21 protein-coding genes and 3 pseudogenes are annotated in these 17,005 nt (G+C 47.5%); 15 read left to right on the top strand and 9 right to left on the bottom strand.

Annotation, left to right across the window (positions count from 1 at the left end):
• Window positions 1–249: 249 nt before the first annotated feature.
• Both AAC855_RS18970 and AAC855_RS18975 read left to right on the top strand, forming a co-directional pair.
• Complete coding sequence (locus AAC855_RS18970; protein ID WP_340611635.1) at window positions 250–582, top strand: phage tail protein; 333 nt, start codon at window positions 250–252, stop codon at window positions 580–582.
• 1 nt (window position 583) lies between these two features.
• Window positions 584–766 carry a phage virion morphogenesis protein gene (locus AAC855_RS18975; protein WP_340611636.1) on the top strand — a complete coding sequence of 61 codons (183 nt, stop codon included), beginning with the start codon at window positions 584–586 and terminating at the stop codon, window positions 764–766.
• On the opposite strand, the gene AAC855_RS18980 is transcribed toward AAC855_RS18975, so the two are convergent.
• From AAC855_RS18980 to AAC855_RS19005, 7 genes are all read right to left on the bottom strand, one after another.
• A complete protein-coding gene (locus tag AAC855_RS18980; protein WP_422824409.1) occupies window positions 767–973 on the bottom strand; it encodes a transposase in 207 nt (68 codons plus the stop codon).
• A gap of 16 nt (window positions 974–989) precedes the next feature.
• Entirely contained in the window at window positions 990–1,241 is a 252-nt protein-coding gene (locus AAC855_RS21700; protein WP_422824410.1) for a transposase, read from the bottom strand.
• Between the two features lie 22 nt (window positions 1,242–1,263).
• The gene (locus tag AAC855_RS18985) at window positions 1,264–1,587 is read right to left on the bottom strand and encodes an IS630 transposase-related protein (protein ID WP_340611638.1); all 324 of its coding nucleotides are present in this window, start codon (window positions 1,585–1,587) and stop codon (window positions 1,264–1,266) included.
• Between the two features lie 417 nt (window positions 1,588–2,004).
• A complete protein-coding gene (locus AAC855_RS18990) occupies window positions 2,005–2,286 on the bottom strand; it encodes a helix-turn-helix domain-containing protein (RefSeq protein WP_340611639.1) in 282 nt (93 codons plus the stop codon).
• Window positions 2,283–2,474, bottom strand: a complete 192-nt coding sequence (locus AAC855_RS18995; protein ID WP_340611640.1) for a type II toxin-antitoxin system RelE/ParE family toxin — start codon at window positions 2,472–2,474, stop codon at window positions 2,283–2,285. The genes AAC855_RS18990 and AAC855_RS18995 overlap by 4 nt, the downstream gene beginning before the upstream one ends.
• A 467-nt stretch (window positions 2,475–2,941) precedes the next feature.
• Window positions 2,942–3,634 carry an SGNH/GDSL hydrolase family protein gene (locus AAC855_RS19000; RefSeq protein ID WP_340611641.1) on the bottom strand — a complete coding sequence of 231 codons (693 nt, stop codon included), beginning with the start codon at window positions 3,632–3,634 and terminating at the stop codon, window positions 2,942–2,944.
• A gap of 632 nt (window positions 3,635–4,266) precedes the next feature.
• Window positions 4,267–5,068, bottom strand: a protein-coding gene (locus tag AAC855_RS19005; RefSeq protein ID WP_340611643.1) for an IS5 family transposase whose coding sequence is annotated in 2 segments (ribosomal slippage) — window positions 4,267–4,803 and window positions 4,805–5,068 — 801 coding nt in all. Because the reading frame shifts where the segments join, the coding sequence is not laid out codon by codon here.
• Window positions 5,069–5,478: 410 nt separating this feature from the next.
• Here AAC855_RS19005 and AAC855_RS19010 point away from each other — a divergent pair.
• The 13 genes and pseudogenes from AAC855_RS19010 (at window position 5,479) to AAC855_RS19070 (ending at window position 15,478) form a co-directional block, all read left to right on the top strand.
• Window positions 5,479–5,664, top strand: a complete 186-nt coding sequence (locus AAC855_RS19010) for a phage holin family protein (RefSeq protein ID WP_228857893.1) — start codon at window positions 5,479–5,481, stop codon at window positions 5,662–5,664.
• On the top strand, window positions 5,645–6,184 hold the full coding sequence (locus AAC855_RS19015) for a lysozyme (RefSeq protein WP_340611644.1): 540 nt from the start codon (window positions 5,645–5,647) through the stop codon (window positions 6,182–6,184). Before AAC855_RS19010 ends, AAC855_RS19015 begins: the two co-directional genes overlap by 20 nt.
• Window positions 6,181–6,633 carry a lysis protein gene (locus tag AAC855_RS19020; RefSeq protein WP_340611645.1) on the top strand — a complete coding sequence of 151 codons (453 nt, stop codon included), beginning with the start codon at window positions 6,181–6,183 and terminating at the stop codon, window positions 6,631–6,633. The genes AAC855_RS19015 and AAC855_RS19020 overlap by 4 nt, the downstream gene beginning before the upstream one ends.
• Window positions 6,633–6,863, top strand: coding sequence for a hypothetical protein (locus AAC855_RS19025; protein WP_340611646.1), 231 nt, complete (start codon window positions 6,633–6,635; stop codon window positions 6,861–6,863). The genes AAC855_RS19020 and AAC855_RS19025 overlap by 1 nt, the downstream gene beginning before the upstream one ends.
• Window positions 6,864–7,330: 467 nt before the next feature.
• The gene (locus AAC855_RS19030; protein WP_340611648.1) at window positions 7,331–7,897 is read left to right on the top strand and encodes a terminase small subunit; all 567 of its coding nucleotides are present in this window, start codon (window positions 7,331–7,333) and stop codon (window positions 7,895–7,897) included.
• A gap of 2 nt (window positions 7,898–7,899) precedes the next feature.
• Window positions 7,900–9,519 carry a TerL protein gene (locus AAC855_RS19035; protein ID WP_340611685.1) on the top strand — a complete coding sequence of 540 codons (1,620 nt, stop codon included), beginning with the start codon at window positions 7,900–7,902 and terminating at the stop codon, window positions 9,517–9,519.
• The gene (locus AAC855_RS19040) at window positions 9,519–11,201 is read left to right on the top strand and encodes a DUF1073 domain-containing protein (RefSeq protein WP_340611650.1); all 1,683 of its coding nucleotides are present in this window, start codon (window positions 9,519–9,521) and stop codon (window positions 11,199–11,201) included. Before AAC855_RS19035 ends, AAC855_RS19040 begins: the two co-directional genes overlap by 1 nt.
• Window positions 11,194–11,799 carry a phage head morphogenesis protein gene (locus tag AAC855_RS19045; RefSeq protein WP_340611651.1) on the top strand — a complete coding sequence of 202 codons (606 nt, stop codon included), beginning with the start codon at window positions 11,194–11,196 and terminating at the stop codon, window positions 11,797–11,799. The genes AAC855_RS19040 and AAC855_RS19045 overlap by 8 nt, the downstream gene beginning before the upstream one ends.
• A 2-nt stretch (window positions 11,800–11,801) precedes the next feature.
• On the top strand, window positions 11,802–13,010 hold the full coding sequence (locus AAC855_RS19050) for a DUF2213 domain-containing protein (RefSeq protein ID WP_340611654.1): 1,209 nt from the start codon (window positions 11,802–11,804) through the stop codon (window positions 13,008–13,010).
• A 4-nt stretch (window positions 13,011–13,014) separates the two neighbouring features.
• The gene (locus AAC855_RS19055) at window positions 13,015–13,506 is read left to right on the top strand and encodes a structural cement protein Gp24 (protein ID WP_340611656.1); all 492 of its coding nucleotides are present in this window, start codon (window positions 13,015–13,017) and stop codon (window positions 13,504–13,506) included.
• An 8-nt stretch (window positions 13,507–13,514) separates the two neighbouring features.
• Window positions 13,515–14,120: pseudogene (locus AAC855_RS19060) on the top strand (major capsid family protein); the annotation flags it as partial.
• A 38-nt stretch (window positions 14,121–14,158) separates the two neighbouring features.
• Window positions 14,159–15,327 (top strand): annotated as a pseudogene (locus AAC855_RS19065) (IS701 family transposase).
• Between the two features lie 16 nt (window positions 15,328–15,343).
• Complete coding sequence (locus AAC855_RS19070; RefSeq protein WP_340611658.1) at window positions 15,344–15,478, top strand: hypothetical protein; 135 nt, start codon at window positions 15,344–15,346, stop codon at window positions 15,476–15,478.
• A 3-nt stretch (window positions 15,479–15,481) separates the two neighbouring features.
• Here the strand turns inward: AAC855_RS19070 and AAC855_RS19075 are convergent.
• Window positions 15,482–15,586: pseudogene (locus tag AAC855_RS19075) on the bottom strand (IS6 family transposase); the annotation flags it as partial.
• 238 nt (window positions 15,587–15,824) lie between these two features.
• Entirely contained in the window at window positions 15,825–16,976 is a 1,152-nt protein-coding gene (locus AAC855_RS19080) for an LLM class flavin-dependent oxidoreductase (RefSeq protein WP_340611660.1), read from the bottom strand.
• Between the last annotated feature and the right edge of the window lie 29 nt (window positions 16,977–17,005).

A 17,005-nucleotide genomic window follows, 5' to 3' on the forward strand; every position in this document is an offset into this window, starting at 1 on the left:
TCACTCACCCAGATGGGAGAAAAATTCATCCGGACGATAGGTCAACTGCGGGCTAATTTCACGATGATGTTAATGGTGACCTGCTATGATTTACAACGTTTGGTTTATTTTAGAAAATCGGGTATTCATGTCTTTTAATCCTTGAAAAAGTCAGAAAGCGTCACACTCAATAGGGTCAATTTTATTACGGATAGGTACAAGATTGATCTTATTTTTCATGGGATAGTTTTTAGAGGTTCCCACCTGTTTGTGGAAGACGGCGCGGTGCTGGCCACCTTAGCGCCGTCGTTGTCGTATGAATACGAATATACCCTGAACCTGATTATTGAAGCCTATCCGGGCGACCAGAATATTTTAATGGCGGTGGTTAGCCACTGGCTGCGCGAACACCAGCCGGATATCTTTGCCAGCCCCGATAACCGCCGCAGCGGCTTTACTTTTGATGTCAATATCCTCAATGACCAGACCGCCGATATCAGTCTTGATCTGAAACTCACTGAGCGGGTACTGGTCAGCACCGAGGGTGGCACCAGCACCGTGACCGCTATCCCGGAGCCGGCCAATCCCTTTGAACAATGGTGAGATGATGGATGACGACTTACAACCACTGGACAGTGCCCTGACCGCCTTACTGACTAAGCTTTCCCCGGCTAGCCGAAAACAACTGGCCCGCGATATTTCCCGCGACCTGCGCAAGAGCCAGATGCAGCGTATCCGCGCCCAGCGTAACCCCGATGGCAGTCGCTATATATCTAAATCAGAATAACTAGACACATTTCACGCGTTCCATAAACAGCTCGTCAATTGAACACCTCTCTCGCCGTCTTATCGCTTTGACTTCAGCCCATTTCGGTTCGATAGGATTCAAATCCGGGCTGTAAGGAGGTAACCATTCCAACAGGCAACCGTGGTCTGCTACCGCTTTTATCGTGTCATGCCGTTTATGGAAGGAGGCATTGTCCATGACAATCACGGCGCCGCTGGGGAGCTTAGGCAGTCATCCAGGCGTGAAAGACATCTGCATTAATGCTTCCCGAAAATAAGCTTAAGGTCACGAAGGTCTTTTTGAGGATCGCACCAATGACATTGATGCGGCCTTTGGCCTGCCAATCGTGTGTCCCAAAGCAGCACCGCCCTTTCGCCGAATAGCCGTGTGTGCGAGGCATAGACTGGGCAAAACCGCTTTCATCGAGATAAACAATCGGTTTCCCCGCTTGCTTATAGTGGTCGATACGTTCGATAAAAGCCTGACGAGCCTGAGCGTCAGCGTTGGGGTGCCTTAGCGTTTTTTTTGACCGTTATTTTCAGCCGTTTCAAGGCGTAGTGGATAGCAGACTGCGCAACACCCAGGCGTTTTGCTCTTTCCCATTGATAATCATCGGGATAATTTTGGACATCGGTGAGAAGCGCTTCATCACTGATTTTCGTGGGCGGCTTATTCCGTGTCACACAGGGTTCTATTTTGTGATGCCACCGAAATAAAGTTCGCATAGAAATATCAAAATGGTGACTCGTTTGTTCGAATGTCAACGAATGTTTGTCTTTGTATGCCAATACTCGCTTTCGAAAGTCCAGGCTGTAGCCCATCGCACTTTATCCTTTGTTATGTGAATCCAGATATTATGTCATATTAATATGATTCTGCTATAGCTTGGGTAATCACAACACAGCGCACGATATTTATCGTTTGATTCTGCGTCATTATTAATAAATTTAAACGTTACCCCACTGGTTTTGCGAAGACTAATTATTGATGACATAAACGGCCTATCGGCCTGATGAAAAACCTAAAGGTTAAGATGGCTTATTAAAGCCGAGTGGTTTTTTAGGCACATCAGGCGCGGAACTCATCGAGGCGCAGGCATCCTTGCCTATAGTGACGCCGGATAGATTTAAGCAAGCCCAACATTCATCAAAATTTGCGTTGCAAAAACGAGGGTGACCATAGATTTAACCTTGGATTAAAACCAGTCAATTCAGATAAGTCACTTAATGCGGTTTTTTTTAACTGTTGCGTCGATAGCTGAAATCAAGCTGGAAACCACAGGCTTTTGCATAATTTACCAGTGTGCTTAAAGCTGGGTTGCTTTTTCCTTTTTCCAACCGGGAAATGTTGCTTTCTTTGGTTCCCATTCGATCCGCTACTTGTTGTTGGGTTAACTTCGCCTCAATACGCATACTTAGCAATGTGTTGATGAGTTCAAACTCATCATTTAACTCATCATAAGCCTGTTTCACTTCTGGATTTTGTAATGCTTTAGCTTTAAGGGCTTGTAGTTGACTCATTTTTTCACCTCTTTCATACGGCTTTTGGCTAAGTCTAAATCTTTCTTAGGTGTTTTTTGGCTCTTTTTAACAAAAGCATGGAGAATGTAGATATGCGAGCCATCAAGGTAACAGAATAATCCCCGACCAATTCCTTCCTGCGCTTTTGCTCGTACCTCAAACAAGCTGGCACGGATCGCGTGGGCCAACACCACTCAGCAAAATGGATATCAGATCTGATAGATGTCAATCTGATTCAATGGAGTGATTATAAAGCAGTTAAAGAAAAATGACTCATCTGGTTTTGTGAAGATTGGTTATTGATGACATGAACGGCCTATCGGCCTGATGAAGAATCTGTGGATAAAAATGGCTCATTGAAGCCGAACAATTTTTCAGGTTCATCAGGCGCGGGTATTCTTGCCCAAAATGATGCCGGATAGATTTAAGCAAGCCAACCCGACATCAAAATCAGTGTTGCAAAAACGGGGGGGACCATAGATTATCCTGTGTTTTTTTGCGCCATTTTTCTCATCAGACGGCGTTCGTGGCGGGGGATCGGTGATATGATGATACGTATAACTCAGTTCTTCCTTTTGCTTTTTTTATTGACAATTAAAAAATTCGCAAAAAAAGGATTGAGTTCTTTGACTTGTCTATCATTTTGAAAAGGCATTTAGCCTATGGCATTATTCAGTTTTATCTTCCATAGCTTGTACGCTTCTACGTTAAAATGAATACCATCATCCAACGAAAACTCAGGTTTTAGTCCCTGCTCCCCTATCATACCTTCGGGTAAGGGAGAAATTTCACAGTTGCTATGTTTACTGCAAGCGTTTTTTACCTTGATATCAGCAAGCTCAGCATCTTTTGCTATTTGTTTGATTTTATCTCTATTCGGAATAATTATCTGTGATATATATATTTTTTTTGTTTTTGAAGCAGTGTAATTAATTAGCTCTGCAATATCACCCCCTAACTTAGATCCTGTCTCACCTGCTAAGAGGTTATTTGTTCCTATTTCAATAAATACAGCTTTGTATTTCGAGATGTTAACTTCCTTTATGCGTTTGCTAATGCCATTTACGGTATCACCACCAATGCCTAAGTTAACATATTCGAAATGCAGCCCATTATGGTTCAATCCTTGAGTTATCGAATCGCCGAACATAAGTATTGCACTGGTACTAACCTGAGATAGCTTAATGTTATTAATTGTATTCGTTATACTATAAAAATCATCTTTTGGTTTATCTTCATGTTCATTACATGCAGAAACAAATAAAATAAATAAAATAAATAAAATAAATAAAATAAATAAAATAAATAAAATAAATAAAATAAATAAAATAACAATTATTATCTTCAATTTAATTCCTTCCTATGAATACTGATGCATTCAAAAGACTAAAATTAAAGCTTTGGTTTTATAATCAGAATACTCTTGGTTTTTTATTTATTCCCATTTTTTGTAATTGTTTTTATTTCTGCTTGTTATTATTACGTGTACAGAAGCTTTTTTTTAGGTTGTATAATTGATATATGAATCTCAGTGAAAGTCATAGAAATAAATCCATATTTGCCCAGTTTTTAGTGTATTGACTGAGCATTTAGTTAGTACGATTACTTTTCTACTCCACTCTATACCATCCCATTAACATAATGTATCTATTGGTAATGTTTAGCGCTTCTCCATTGCCAATGCTAGATGTCGCTCCTGAGACGGTATGGCTATGCGAGCCAATATTTACGGTGTGAGAGTGGTCACCCTGCGTGTCCGTAAATGCAACTTTATAATCATAATCATAGAAATATCCCCCAATAGATACCGCGTCTAGTGTTCGACCTCCCCACTTTGGTTCGTTTGTTTGATCATAAGCCAAAGGTGTAGTATGTTGATGGCTACCTGCAGTACTAGTTGTTTTTATACCATAATCAAATGAGTCAGTTGTGGTTGAAAATGAGTGATTATGTGGAGGAATATTTTTTATCTCTAAGTGCCTATTCAATATTTTTTCTGCGCAACAGTAAGACAAGGAATGCCAGATTGACGAACTGAAGGCTGGTATTCAAATCCCCCTCGCAGTTCTTCCACAGTCGTCGACATTTTTCCAACCAACCCAATGAACGTTCGACGACCCATCGCTTTGGTATTACCTTGAAAGTATGGAGTTCATTGCGTTTGGCTATCTCGACGGTTGCGCCCAAGATATGATGCACACCGTCCGCGAAGGCTTCCCCCGTATAACCACCATCGGCTAAGACATTCTTCACGCCAGCAAGTGAGTTTTTGTGCCGGGTAAATGTCATCAAAGCACCTTTTCGGTCCGTCACATTGGCCGTTGTAACGGTTATTGCATGGGGTAGCCCCTGGGTATCTACCGCAATATGTCGTTTGATACCGGAAACCTTTTTACCGGCATCATAACCTTTTTCGCGTGCCGTATCCGTATTCTTAACGCTTTGCGCATCAATGATCACGAAAGTTGTGCTGGCGTTCCGACCATGGTTGATACGGACCTCGCCAACCACATTTTTTTAAAGCTTGCTCGAGCAGGCTAGGAGCGGTATCTGAGGGCTTCTCTTTCCAGAGTTTGAAGTAATAGTAAACCGTGCTTTTTGAGGGGAAATCACTGGGTAGCATATCCCACTGACAGCCACTTTTGAGCAGATATAACAAGGCACAAAATATCTCGTAAACATCTACTTTTCTGGGACGTGTGCGTTTCCGGTTGCTAAGCAATAGGGGTTCAATTTCCATGAACACTTCTCGACTAATGTCGCTGGCATAGACTTTTCTCATGCCCACAGTTTACATGAAAAACTATTCTGGTTTAAAAATATTCTGAATAGCTTCTAAGTTCCATTATGTTAAATAGGCCCCTTTTTTAATAAATTATCTATGCCATTGGCTGACCGTCCATAAACGTTAAAATCTCGCTACACGGGGGTGTAATAAGACTCTAACCAGGATGGGCGGTCAGCCAATGGTGTAATACTGGTCGCCAACTACCGAGAAAGTGTTGGGTGCGTTGCGGATTTACATGTTCCAGCCGACCGCAAACGCTCATATTGGCAGGACCACAATCTAATATTTGAAAACAGGCAGGCTAGACCTGCTACAAACTGCGCACAGCGCATCTACAGCCCTCAACTTTGAGGGCTTTTTCATATCAACACTTCTAATGGTCACTCCGTCAGTGGGGTGGAAATATGCGTATGGATAAATACTCAAGCCCCACTGCCTATGGATGGGGCGCACTTACTGCCATGCTCGGTGCGTTATCCCTGAACGACTGGGCAATCATCATCGGCATCATCTGCACAGTCGGCACCTTTGCCTTGAACTGGTACTACAAGCACAAGGAACACACCCGAAATGGCAAAGACGAAGACTAAACTCACGGCGGCGGTCATTGGTCTGGTGCTAACCGGTGCAGGTGCGACAGCAATTCTCTCTCAGTTTCTGGACGAGAAAGAAGGTAATCGATTATCGGCGTATCGGGATGCAGGCGGCATCTGGACTATTTGCCGAGGTGTTACCCGAATTGAGGGGGCTCCCGTTCGGCAGGGCATGCGACTGTCTGAGAGCCAATGCCGTGACCTCAACGCCAAAGAAGCAGAACAGGCCATCGCTTGGGTCAGAAGCAACATCAAAGTGCCGTTGACTGAACCCCAGATAGCCGGTATTGCCAGCTTCTGCCCATACAACATCGGCCCCGGTAAATGCTTCTCGTCCACGTTCTACCGGAAATTAAACGCGGGGGACAGGCAAGGGGCGTGTGCTGAGATTAAGCGCTGGATATTTGACGGTGGTAGGGATTGCAGGCAGACCAAAGGTCAAGCCAAGGGCTGTTATGGTCAGGTAGAGCGGCGTGCTCAGGAATCAGAACTAACGTGCTGGGGGCTGGATGAATGAAGCTCAATTTTACCTACGGCGTGGTTATTGCGCTGATTATTGCTTCCGGTGCGGCTTACCTTTATCGCTCTGGCTACAAGAAACAGCTCAGTATCAATAACGACCAGCTAACCGAAATCCAGCAACTGACCGACCGAATCAACTATCAGAACACGCACATTGACATGCTGCATGAACTAGACACCAAACACACTCAGGAACTCGCCAATGCCAAGACTGAAATTGACCGGCTGCACACTGCTTCTCTTGCTCATCCTGAGCGGGTGTACATCAAAGCTAAGTGCCCCGTGCCTGAAACCGCTACCACCTCCGGCATGGATGATGCAACCACCGCCCGACCTACAGACTCCGCTGTCCGAAATTATTGGTTACTCAGAGAACGCATTGCCGAATCAGAGCAAATGATCCGAGGCTTGCAGGATTACATCAAAACGGAGTGTTTACGCTAATGTCTATCCCCCCATATCACAATGTAGAGATTGGATTAACAGGGTGTTTCCGATTTCGACCAAGCAAATTAATGGGTACTCCGATTGTTCAGGTTGAAGTCAAAACACGTCGGTATCAGATACGGTTCAGTGACGAAGACACCATATCTATCAAATGGCGTGACGCTACTTTCCAAGAAGCGATAGAAATTCAAATGAAGTATCGGTGTGATCAACCAACTACATTCTGAATAACTACCCCAGAACAAATAATTCTGGGTGGCAGGAGTATGTTAGGACACAGTGTAGGTGAGAGGACGGCGGGAGTACCGTCCTTGATTTTATTATAAACAAGCAAGGTAATCATTAGGGTGACCGAAACTATTTAACATGCACCACCCCATACATGCTGTCCAGTTTTGACCAGTCTCATGTGAACAAATCGCAGCATAAGTTCCCATTGAAGCGAAAAGCGTCGTACCAGCTACTAGGCAAAGAAGAAGATACTTTTTCACAGTTATTCTCCGCATCGTTACTATCACAAAAACTGGGAAATGTAATAAATCCACGACACCGTAACTACAAGCGAATAATACTTAACAATTGATTAATACTTGAAACTAAACCCAATATTTCTTTCCCCATTCCCTGAGTGGTTAAAGGAATACCCCAAGCCATCACATCCGTGGTGGCTTTTTCTTTTTAAGGAATCAAGAAAATGGCCAGAAAAATGACGGAAAAACAAAAGCTTTTTTGCCAAGAATATCTGGTCGATTTAAACGTTACGCAGGCCGCCATCAGAGCCGGATACAGTAAAAATCGCGCCAGTGAGATTGGCTATCAGCAGATGCAGAAGCCCTACATCATTGAGCGCATTGATGCGCTGAAAGAAGCGCGCAACCGGCAACTGAGCATCGATGCCAACTACGTATTGATGCGCCTCGTTGAAATCGACCAGATGGATGTAGCTGACATTTTGGAAGAAGACCTGAGCATCAAGCCAATAAGCCAATGGCCGGAATCATGGCGCCGGTATTTAAGCGGGTTCAATCTGGCAGAGATGTTTGAAGGCCGGGGTGATGAGCGCGATATCGTTGGCATTCTCAAAAAAATCAAATGGCCGGATAAGGTCAAGAACCTCGAACTACTGGGCAAACACGTCTCCGTACAGGCATTCCGCGAAAACGTGAAGAACGAACTCACGGGAACGAATGACGGGCCAATTGAAGTGGCTAATCTGACTCCTGAACAGGCAGAGGCTGCCTATAAGAAAATGATGAGGTGATGATGCCGGTTCCGTTTCCGTTTGATTTTCGCAAGCCCGATTACAACGTGGTGTTCGAATGGCGAATGGAGCGGCTACAGCGCATTCGCCAGACGCCCACCCTGTTACCGGCGATGCGGTCGTTTTACCGCGATAACCCGGGGCAATTTATTATTGATTGGGGCATGACCGTAGACCCGCGTAACGTGGAGCGCGGTTTGCCTGCCCGTATCCCGTTTATCCTGTTTCCCCGTCAGGAAGAGTGGATTGAATGGTTTATGGAATGCTGGCGTACCCAAGAGCCAGGCATTACGGAGAAAACCCGTGATATGGGCATCAGCTGGCTGACCGTGGCGACGGCCTGTTCAATTTGTCTCTTCAATCGGGGCGTAGCGGCGGGATTTGGCTCACGCAAAGAAGAGTACGTGGACAAACTCGGCTCGCCTAAATCATTGTTTGATAAAGCACGGAACTTTATCAATCTGTTACCGGCTGAATTCCGCGGGACGTGGGACATACGCAAGCATGCTCCTCACATGCGTATTCTTTTCCCGGATACTGATTCGGTGATGACGGGTGAAGCAGGCGACGGTATCGGGCGCGGCGACCGTGCGTCTTTCTACTTTGTGGACGAAGCTGCTTTCCTTGAGCGCCCGGAGCTGGTCGATGCGTCATTGTCCGCCACCACCAACTGTCGGCAGGATGTGCCGACACCGAACGGCATGGCAAACTCATTCGCCCAGCGTCGGCACAGTGGCAACATTGAGGTCTTTACTTTCCACTGGCGCGATGACCCGCGCAAAGATGATGAATGGTACGCCAAGCAGAAAGAGAAACTGGATCCGGTCACCCTGGCACAGGAAGTCGATATCAACTATCAGGCTTCCGTGGAAGGCATTCTTATTCCGTCTGAATGGGTACAGTCTGCGATAGATGCGCATATCAAGCTGGGAATTAATCCCACCGGTATTCGCATGGGTGCGATGGACGTTGCCGATGAAGGCAAGGATAAAAACGCCTTTGCCTGGCGGCATGGCTTCCTGATGCAGGGCATCAAAGAATGGTCAGGCAAGGGCAGTGATATTTTCGGTTCGGTTGAAAAAGTTTTCGGCTGGTGCGGCCAGCTTAATTTGGACTCTTTCCGGTTCGACAGTGATGGACTGGGAGCGGGTGTGCGGGGTGATACCCGTATTATCAACGAGCAACGTAAGTTACTCCGGTTAAATACCCTTACCGCTACGCCTTTCCGTGGCAGTGGTGCGGTATTCGACCCAGAAGGCGAAGCGGTGCCGGGTGATGCCTTCAGTGTGGCGCGGTTGAATAAGGATTTTTTCGCCAATGCCAAAGCGCAGGGCTGGTGGGCATTGCGTACCCGATTCCAGAAAACTCACCGGGCAGTGTCTGAGGGCCATTTCTATGATCCTGATGAACTGATATCACTTTCGGGCGATATGCCACTGAAAGACAAAATCATCATGGAACTGTCACAGCCGACCTATTCCGTGAATGGAGTGGGAAAAATCGTGGTGGACAAAAAACCTGACGGCACGAAGTCCCCCAATCTGGCTGATGCCACCATGATCCTTTACGCCCCGATGGATATCTCAATGGAAATCTGGAAAATGCTAGGACGAGGTTACTAATGGCGAAAAAAATACACCCTACCGCCGACAGTTACGAGAACATGATGGCCCGTGTCGGGATGCACACACCGAACCTTCATGCCGCCTCAACATACCGCCCGAACTGGACAAGCCGCAACCAGACGCTGATAGAGAATGCGTATCGTTCGTCATGGATTATCGGAGCAGCGGTGGATTCTGTCGCGGATGATATGACCCGCAAGGGCTTTCGTATTACATCGGAAATAGACCCGAAAGCCCGTGGCGTGCTGGAGTCATTGTTTGATGAGCTGGAATTGTGGGAAAACCTGAACAATATCATCAAATGGTCACGGCTTTACGGTGGGGCGCTGGGCCTGATCCTGATTGAAGGCCAAGCGCCTTTTACTCCACTACGACCTGAAACCATTGGCAACGGTAAATTCAAAGGAATATTACCGCTTGACCGCTGGCAGGTAGACCCCGATTTAAACCGCCGGATTAAGGAAATTGGTAAGGATTTAGGTAAGCCCGAATTCTATCAGGTGACTAATACCGGTCGGGGCATTCCTGAGTGGCGAATTCACCACAGCCGCCTGATCCGGTTTGATGGTGTGACCCTGCCATACCAGCAGGCACAGACTGAAAACGAGTGGGGCATGTCGATTGTTGAACGCATTTTCGACCGGCTCACCGCCTTTGACAGTGCTACTACAGGCGCAGCGCAGTTGGTCTATAAGGCGCATCTGCGTACTTACAGTATCGACAAATTGCGTGAAATCATTGCAATGGGGGGGGAGCGGCTGGATGGGTTACTGAAACATGTCGATATGATCCGCCAGTTTCAGAGCAATGAAGGTATGACGCTGATGGATAAAAACGACGTGTTTGAAACCCATCAGTATTCGTTCAGCGGGCTGGATAACGTACTAGCCCAGTTTGCCGAGCAGATATCAGGGGCGGTGGGTATTCCGTTGGTACGGTTGTTTGGTCAGTCGCCACAGGGTTTTTCTACCGGAGATGCTGACCTTGCCAACTATTACGACAATATTGGCACCCAGCAAGAGCGCCGGTTACGCCAACCTATCCGACGTTTACTGGATATTATGCACCGTTCTGAGTTCGGGCAGCCCTTGCCGGATGATTTTACTTTCGAGTTCAACCCACTGTGGCAGATGTCCGACCTTGACCGCTCCACGATTGCCGTGAATACCGTCAATGCCCTGAATGGAGCGCTGGATGGCGGCATGATGAACCTGAAAGCAGCCATGAATGATCTGCGTGAAATGGCTGACGTAACGGGCATTGGCGGCTCAATAGCCGATGAGGATATCAACAATGCCGATGATGGCGCACCACCGCTTTCGGGTGAGTGGGATAATCCGCGTCTACAGTCTGCAAATGCAGAGGGTACCGGTAATACCGACCTGAATGGTGCGCAGATATCAAGCATGGTTGAAATTGTCAGCTCCGTCGCTGCGGGTACCTTACCCCGCGATACCGGTATACAGATGTTGATGTCATCCTACCGGATGGCGCAATCAGAGGCTGAACGCATCATGGGGAGTGTAGGAAATGGCTTTGTCGCACAGACGGAAGAAAACACGTCCGAAAAACTCCCGTCAGGCAGAAACGCAGTATCGAACCAGTCTACAAAAGATAGCGCAAGCCGTCGGGGAAATAGTAAGAAATTCCTACGATGGTTCCAACGATTCGGTGACTGAAATCATGGCGGCACTGGACAGCTACAGCGAGATAATCACGCCGTGGGCGCAACGGGTGGCTCAGCGTTTCGCATTGGATATCAACCGCCACAATGAGAAAGAGTGGCGGCAACGCAGCCAGCTTATCAGTCAGGAACTGCGATATCTGGTGGACAATGCCCCCGTCGGGCAGGTGATGCGCTCAATTGTGGAGGAGCAAATCAAGTACATCAAATCGCTACCTATCGAGGCGGCGGATAGGGTGTACGACATCCACAACAAAGCCATTGAAGCCGTGGTGACGGGCGGTCGGCATGAACCCTTTGCACAGGAGATAACCAATACAGGCGAAGTGGCATTGTCACGGGCGAAACTGATTGCGCGTACTGAACTGGGCAGGGCACAGACTGCATTGACGCAGGCGCGGGCACTGTCTGTCGGCTCGACGGGCTATATCTGGCGCACCGCGGAGGATGGTGATGTTCGCCATTCTCATCAAAAAATGGAAGGGAAGTTTATTGATTGGGCCAGACCGCCCACCTTAGACGGGCTGACAGGGCATGCAGGTACTATTCCTAATTGCCGTTGTTACTGTGAGGTCGTTATTCCGGAAGATTAAACATGAAATATTTCTTTACGACTCGTATTGGTAACACCCGTTACCAACTGTCGGATGGTTCTCTGTTGTGTAAAGACGTGCCGATTGCCCGGACAGGTACACAGCTTTATGCCGATTTTGAGCTGACCAATCTTGAGCCGGATGATGACGGCGAGATTGTGGTTGAACGTTCTCCTGAAGAAGTATTCAGCGAGGCCACAATTGCTTCTTTCGAAGGAATGACCGTCACGATAAAACATCCCGAAGATACCGACGGCAACATTATCTTTGTTGATCCCGATAATTGGCGGGATTTGGCGCACGGGCATGTTCAGAACGTCAGACGGGGTGAAGGGGAACAATCCGATCTGATGCTGGCTGATCTCATTGTCAAAGATACCGATGCCATAGCGGCTATTGATGCCGGTTTTGATGAAGTGTCATGTGGCTATGATGCGGAATACCGGCAGACAGCAGCAGGCAAAGCCGAGCAATATCAAATTACAGGTAATCATGTGGCGCTGGTTCAAGATGCCCGCGCCGGTCCACGTTGTTCAATTGGAGATAGTATGTCTACAAATATACAGAAATGGTATCAGCGCCTGAGACGGGCGCATAAAACCAAAGATTCAGCGGCGATGGAAGAGGCGTTAAACAGTGCGCCTGAGTCTGTCACCGGCGATGAAGGAACGGGTGAAATACCCAAAGCGATTAACATCAATATCAGCCCACAACACCCAATCCCTCAAAAAGACCCCGAAATGCCAACGGGCGATGAAGATGTTCCGGCATGGGCACAGGCAATTTTGTCCCGACTGGATGCGCTGGAAGGTAAAACAGGCGATAACAATACGGATCCTGAGAAAAAGGAACCAACCGGGGATGATGACGAAAAAGAGGAGAAGGAAGAAAACATTACGGGCGATTCGGCCTATAAAGCGGAACTGATTGTACCGGGTGTGGATTTGTCGAAACCATCTAAACTGACTGCCTTTAAACGTCGGGTACTGGTAAGTGCAGATCAGGCGATGGTACGGACTATTGTCGGTGACGCGGAAATTAAAAAGCTGCCCAAACATATCGTTGATATGGCCTTTAATGCCGTCGCTGAACTGGCAAAAACACGCAATACCAAAGCGACGGGCGATTCATCCCATAAGAAATCTTCGGGCAATACCATTGCCGACCTGAACAAAGCCAACGCCGAATTCTGGGCAAACAGGAGTAAATAACACTATGACAGCATATTTAAAGCGGATGCCGATGGGCATTGCCGGGGCAATCTCACGTCTACAGGATATGACCGTTGAACCGGTGCTACTGAAAGCAACGGATTTGTTTCCGGCGTATGGTCTGGTAGGAAAATACGACGGTGATTACTTCGTCCCACTGAGTGAAGGCGATGCGGTTGACAAAATTCAGGGTATTTATGTGCGTCCTTATCCGACTACCAGTATGCCGGACAGGGCACATATTATCGGCACTGATAATAATCTGACCGGGGATAACCTGAAGCGCGGATACATGACCGTGAAACTCGACGGCGATGCGTCCAGCATCAGAAAAGGCCAGGCAGTTTATGTGCGCGTGGGTAAACCGACGGAAACCAGTCCGTTAGGTAGCTTCCTGAATACGGCGATAGACGGTGAAACAGTCTTATTGTCGAATGCGCAGTTTACCGGTGCGGGTGACGCTCAGGGTAATGTTGAAATTTCTTACAAGATTTAAGGGGACTTATGCTTACATTTGACCAACGCACCATCGATAACAGTGGTGTGTTTCTGAAGGGCGAGCTGGAACGCATGGACCAGGCTATCAACCTGCCCTTAGTACAATATACCTACAGCCGCGATATCCAGATGCGGGAAGACGTGACCATTGCCGATGAAATGGCGACCTGGACAAACACGCAGTTTGCGGCAGCGGGTTCCGTCAATCCGAACGGTAAGAACTGGGTCAGCGGCAATGCTACCGCGCTGGCAGGTATCAGTGTCAACATCGAGCGTGACGGGCATCCATTGACGTTATGGGGCATGGAGCTGGGCTGGACCATCATTGAACTGAATGCGGCACGGGAAGTTGGTCGTCCTATCGATTCCCAGAAGCATGATGGCATGATCTTAAAATGGAACATGGACGCAGATGAACAGGTGTATGTCGGTGATGACAGTCTGAACTTACAAGGACTGTTTAACCAGAAAAGCGTGAAACCCAGCAATGCCCGTAAACCGTGGGCACAATCGACACCGGATGAAATCCGCGAAAGCATCAACCAGTTGCTGAGTGAAGCGTGGGCCAAATCTGCCTATTACTACAGTCGTAGCCCACATTGTGTCATGATAGCTATCTTCTTTCTTCCTCATCCTAAGGGAGGTGCCCTATGGCCTCACCTGTCAATCTCTGGGAACAGGCGCTTCTGCGGGCTCATTCCCGTCTGATCCCACTATTTTGCTCTGCCAGTTCTCAGCAACGTTGTCTGGCGTATCTTCGTGGGTTACTCAGCGATGTTGAACGTAAAAACGGCTGGCAACTGGCTGAATGGCTGGGTGAACGCTCACCGGATGGCATTCAATATTTTCTGGAACGGGCCCATTGGGATGCTGAAGCCGCCCGCGATATCTTACGTGATTATGTCACCGCACATTTGGGGGATGAGCAAGGTATCCTCATTATCGATGAAACCGGTTTTATCAAAAAAGGACGCATTCTGCCGACGTGCAGCGTCAGTATAGTGGAACGGCGGGACGGATTGAAAATAGTCAGATAGGGGTTTTCCTGTGTTACGCCGGCAACGGCGGTCATGCCTTCATTGACCGGGCTTTATATCTGCCTAAACAGTGGACGGCGGATCGTCTCCGCTGTGACGCCGCCGGCATGCCTGACTCGGTCAGTTTTGCCACGAAACCCCAGCTCGCCCAGAACATGCTGGCGCGGGCATTCAAGGCCAATATCCCCTGTCGCTGGGTCACCGCTGATGCGGTCTATGGACAGGATCGTCGCTTGCGATGCTGGCTGGAATCTCAGCATCAACCGTTTGTCTTAGCGATCCCCCAAAATGAGCGCCTCTGGTGGCAAACACCGCACTACACCCGAGCAGACACCATTGCAGCCAGTCTGACCACTGATGACTGGGAAAAACCGTCAGCCGGGCTGGGAACAAAAGGCGAACGTTGGTATGACTGGGCACGGATCCCGCTCTGGCGCTTGCAATTGAGTGAAGAGGAACGGCGTTATAGCCATTATCTGCTGATCCGGCGTAACCGGGATGAGAAGCAGGAACGGGCCTACTATGTTGTCTATGCCCTTAAAGAACAGGCCGATCTCAAGACGTTGATTCAGGTGGCCGGCCATCGCTGGGAAATCGAAAGCGGTTTTGAGGAAACAAAAGGCGAGTGCGGTCTGGATCATTACGAAGTCCGGCAGTGGCACAGCGGGTATCGGCATATTACGTTGTCATTATTGGCGCATGCGGTTCTGGCAGTTTTGCGGATACAGGAGAAAAAAAACGCCGGCGGGACTGATAGCCCTGAGTGTAGCGGAACTGCGTAAGCTGCTGTCAAAACTGATGGAAAAGGCAGGAGAAACGAGAGAACAGATTTTATTTTGGTCAGACTGGCGACGACGACACCAGTATCGCGCCCAACAATGCCATTATCGCCGCCGAGAGGAATATCTGGTCATGGGACAGTTACGACTGTAGTACTAGGTTGCGTAAACTCAAGGCATAAGCTAAATACCAGCGAATACACTGAGCCATAATATCAGTCGGATAATGGAGACGTTTGAAGGTTTTTTGAATTAAAGACATGATGAGACCATACAATAAAAGCGGATATCTTAGCTAACTTTGCCTTAATGCGACAGAACCAAAACATGGTTCAGCGAATGCGAGTTATCTCCCCAACGCATCCATGCGCTTCAATGTGGGACTCCCAGAGAAGTGTTAAACTTATGGTGTTGCGTTTAGATGATATTTTGACCGAGTTGGGGGAATCACATTATCATCAATCATCACAGTAAAAAGCATATTTTATAGCGCCAAAAAATTAATCGCTCTCAGGATTAAATTGGAGTCGTAAGCCAGCTTGCTCCATAGCTGGTAAGACATCTCTCACGAAGCTCTTAATGCCCTCGTGATAATCCAGCCAGGTCAGAGCAATACCATCGATTCCCCAGTCTGAGTATTTCTTGAATTGCTTGACAATAGATTCGACAGAGCCAACAAGTGGAACTCCTGCTAAGCCGGCTTTGAAGTGGAATTTGAATTCTTGTGCTTCTTCAGGAGTAAATATACCCGTTTGTATCCCTAACTCCTTGGCGATATTGTCGGCACCTTCGTCATCTCCCTGCTCGACTGCGTAGTAATTCACATATTCAGCCGCCTCTTCATCAGTATCCTTCTGTACAACGTAACCATAGCACCATATCTGTATATCTTTACCGAATTCCGTCTTCGCCAGATCTTTATATGAGGCAATTTGCGATCTAACAGCATCTTCGCCATGCATGTGTTTTATTATTAAAAACGCTGCATCGCAGTATTGGGCGCAAAATCGCTTGCCCCGGGGCGATCCCCCGGCGTTAATCAGGAATGGTTTGTTTATAGGCTTGGGATCAGAAATAGCTTCGACAATCGAAAAATGTTCTCCAGTGAAGTTGAACGGTTCCTGCTTTGTCCATGCATTTTGAGCAATCTCTAACCATTCTTCGGCGTAATCATAACGCTTATCGTGGTCCATCATAGTGCCGTTGAACATTCGCATTTCGGCACCGTACCAACCGCAGACAATGTTCAACCCGAAGCGTCCACTGCTGATATGGTCGATAGTTACCGCCTGTTTAGCCGCGAATAATGGGTGCACTGTGGATAAATGGGATGTTGTGAAAACCGCTATCTGATTTGTCAAAGCTGCAATTCCAGCAGCCCATGTGTAAGTCTCGTAGCAGACGCCACTGGTATTATTTTCCCCACCAAATCCCTTCCATCGCCCTACAGGAATGAATGCTTCAAAACCTGCTTGATCGGCAATTTTCGCTATCTCAAGATTCCCCACCCAGTCGTCACCACGCAATCTCTCAGGTGCGTTAGTTACAGTGCAGCCGCCCTCAGTATTGGTAGAAAAAACGCCCAATTTCATTAAATTTTTGCTTGTACGAACTGGATTTTCCTTCACAAAATAATCTAACTTTTTATTCATGTTTTTCTCCCGGCTAGGCCAGATCAAGT

Origin of the sequence: Xenorhabdus bharatensis (assembly GCF_037996705.1) — a bacterium.
Classification (GTDB): Bacteria; Pseudomonadota; Gammaproteobacteria; order Enterobacterales; family Enterobacteriaceae; genus Xenorhabdus; species Xenorhabdus bharatensis.

Bases quoted from the DNA above. Each gene is read 5' to 3' on its own strand.
- AAC855_RS19070 (WP_340611658.1), top strand. From the start codon at position 15,344: ATGGAAAAGGCAGGAGAAACGAGAGAACAGATTTTATTTTGGTCAGAC.
- AAC855_RS19020 (WP_340611645.1), top strand. From the start codon at position 6,181: ATGAAGCTCAATTTTACCTACGGCGTGGTTATTGCGCTGATTATTGCT.
- AAC855_RS19015 (WP_340611644.1), top strand. From the start codon at position 5,645: ATGGCAAAGACGAAGACTAAACTCACGGCGGCGGTCATTGGTCTGGTG.
- AAC855_RS19030 (WP_340611648.1), top strand. From the start codon at position 7,331: ATGGCCAGAAAAATGACGGAAAAACAAAAGCTTTTTTGCCAAGAATAT.
- AAC855_RS19025 (WP_340611646.1), top strand. From the start codon at position 6,633: ATGTCTATCCCCCCATATCACAATGTAGAGATTGGATTAACAGGGTGT.
- AAC855_RS18975 (WP_340611636.1), top strand. From the start codon at position 584: ATGATGGATGACGACTTACAACCACTGGACAGTGCCCTGACCGCCTTA.
- AAC855_RS19050 (WP_340611654.1), top strand. From the start codon at position 11,802: ATGAAATATTTCTTTACGACTCGTATTGGTAACACCCGTTACCAACTG.
- AAC855_RS19010 (WP_228857893.1), top strand. From the start codon at position 5,479: ATGCGTATGGATAAATACTCAAGCCCCACTGCCTATGGATGGGGCGCA.
- AAC855_RS19040 (WP_340611650.1), top strand. From the start codon at position 9,519: ATGGCGAAAAAAATACACCCTACCGCCGACAGTTACGAGAACATGATG.
- AAC855_RS18985 (WP_340611638.1), bottom strand. From the start codon at position 1,587: ATGGGCTACAGCCTGGACTTTCGAAAGCGAGTATTGGCATACAAAGAC.
- AAC855_RS19035 (WP_340611685.1), top strand. From the start codon at position 7,900: ATGCCGGTTCCGTTTCCGTTTGATTTTCGCAAGCCCGATTACAACGTG.
- AAC855_RS19080 (WP_340611660.1), bottom strand. From the start codon at position 16,976: ATGAATAAAAAGTTAGATTATTTTGTGAAGGAAAATCCAGTTCGTACA.
- AAC855_RS18990 (WP_340611639.1), bottom strand. From the start codon at position 2,286: ATGAGTCAACTACAAGCCCTTAAAGCTAAAGCATTACAAAATCCAGAA.
- AAC855_RS19055 (WP_340611656.1), top strand. From the start codon at position 13,015: ATGACAGCATATTTAAAGCGGATGCCGATGGGCATTGCCGGGGCAATC.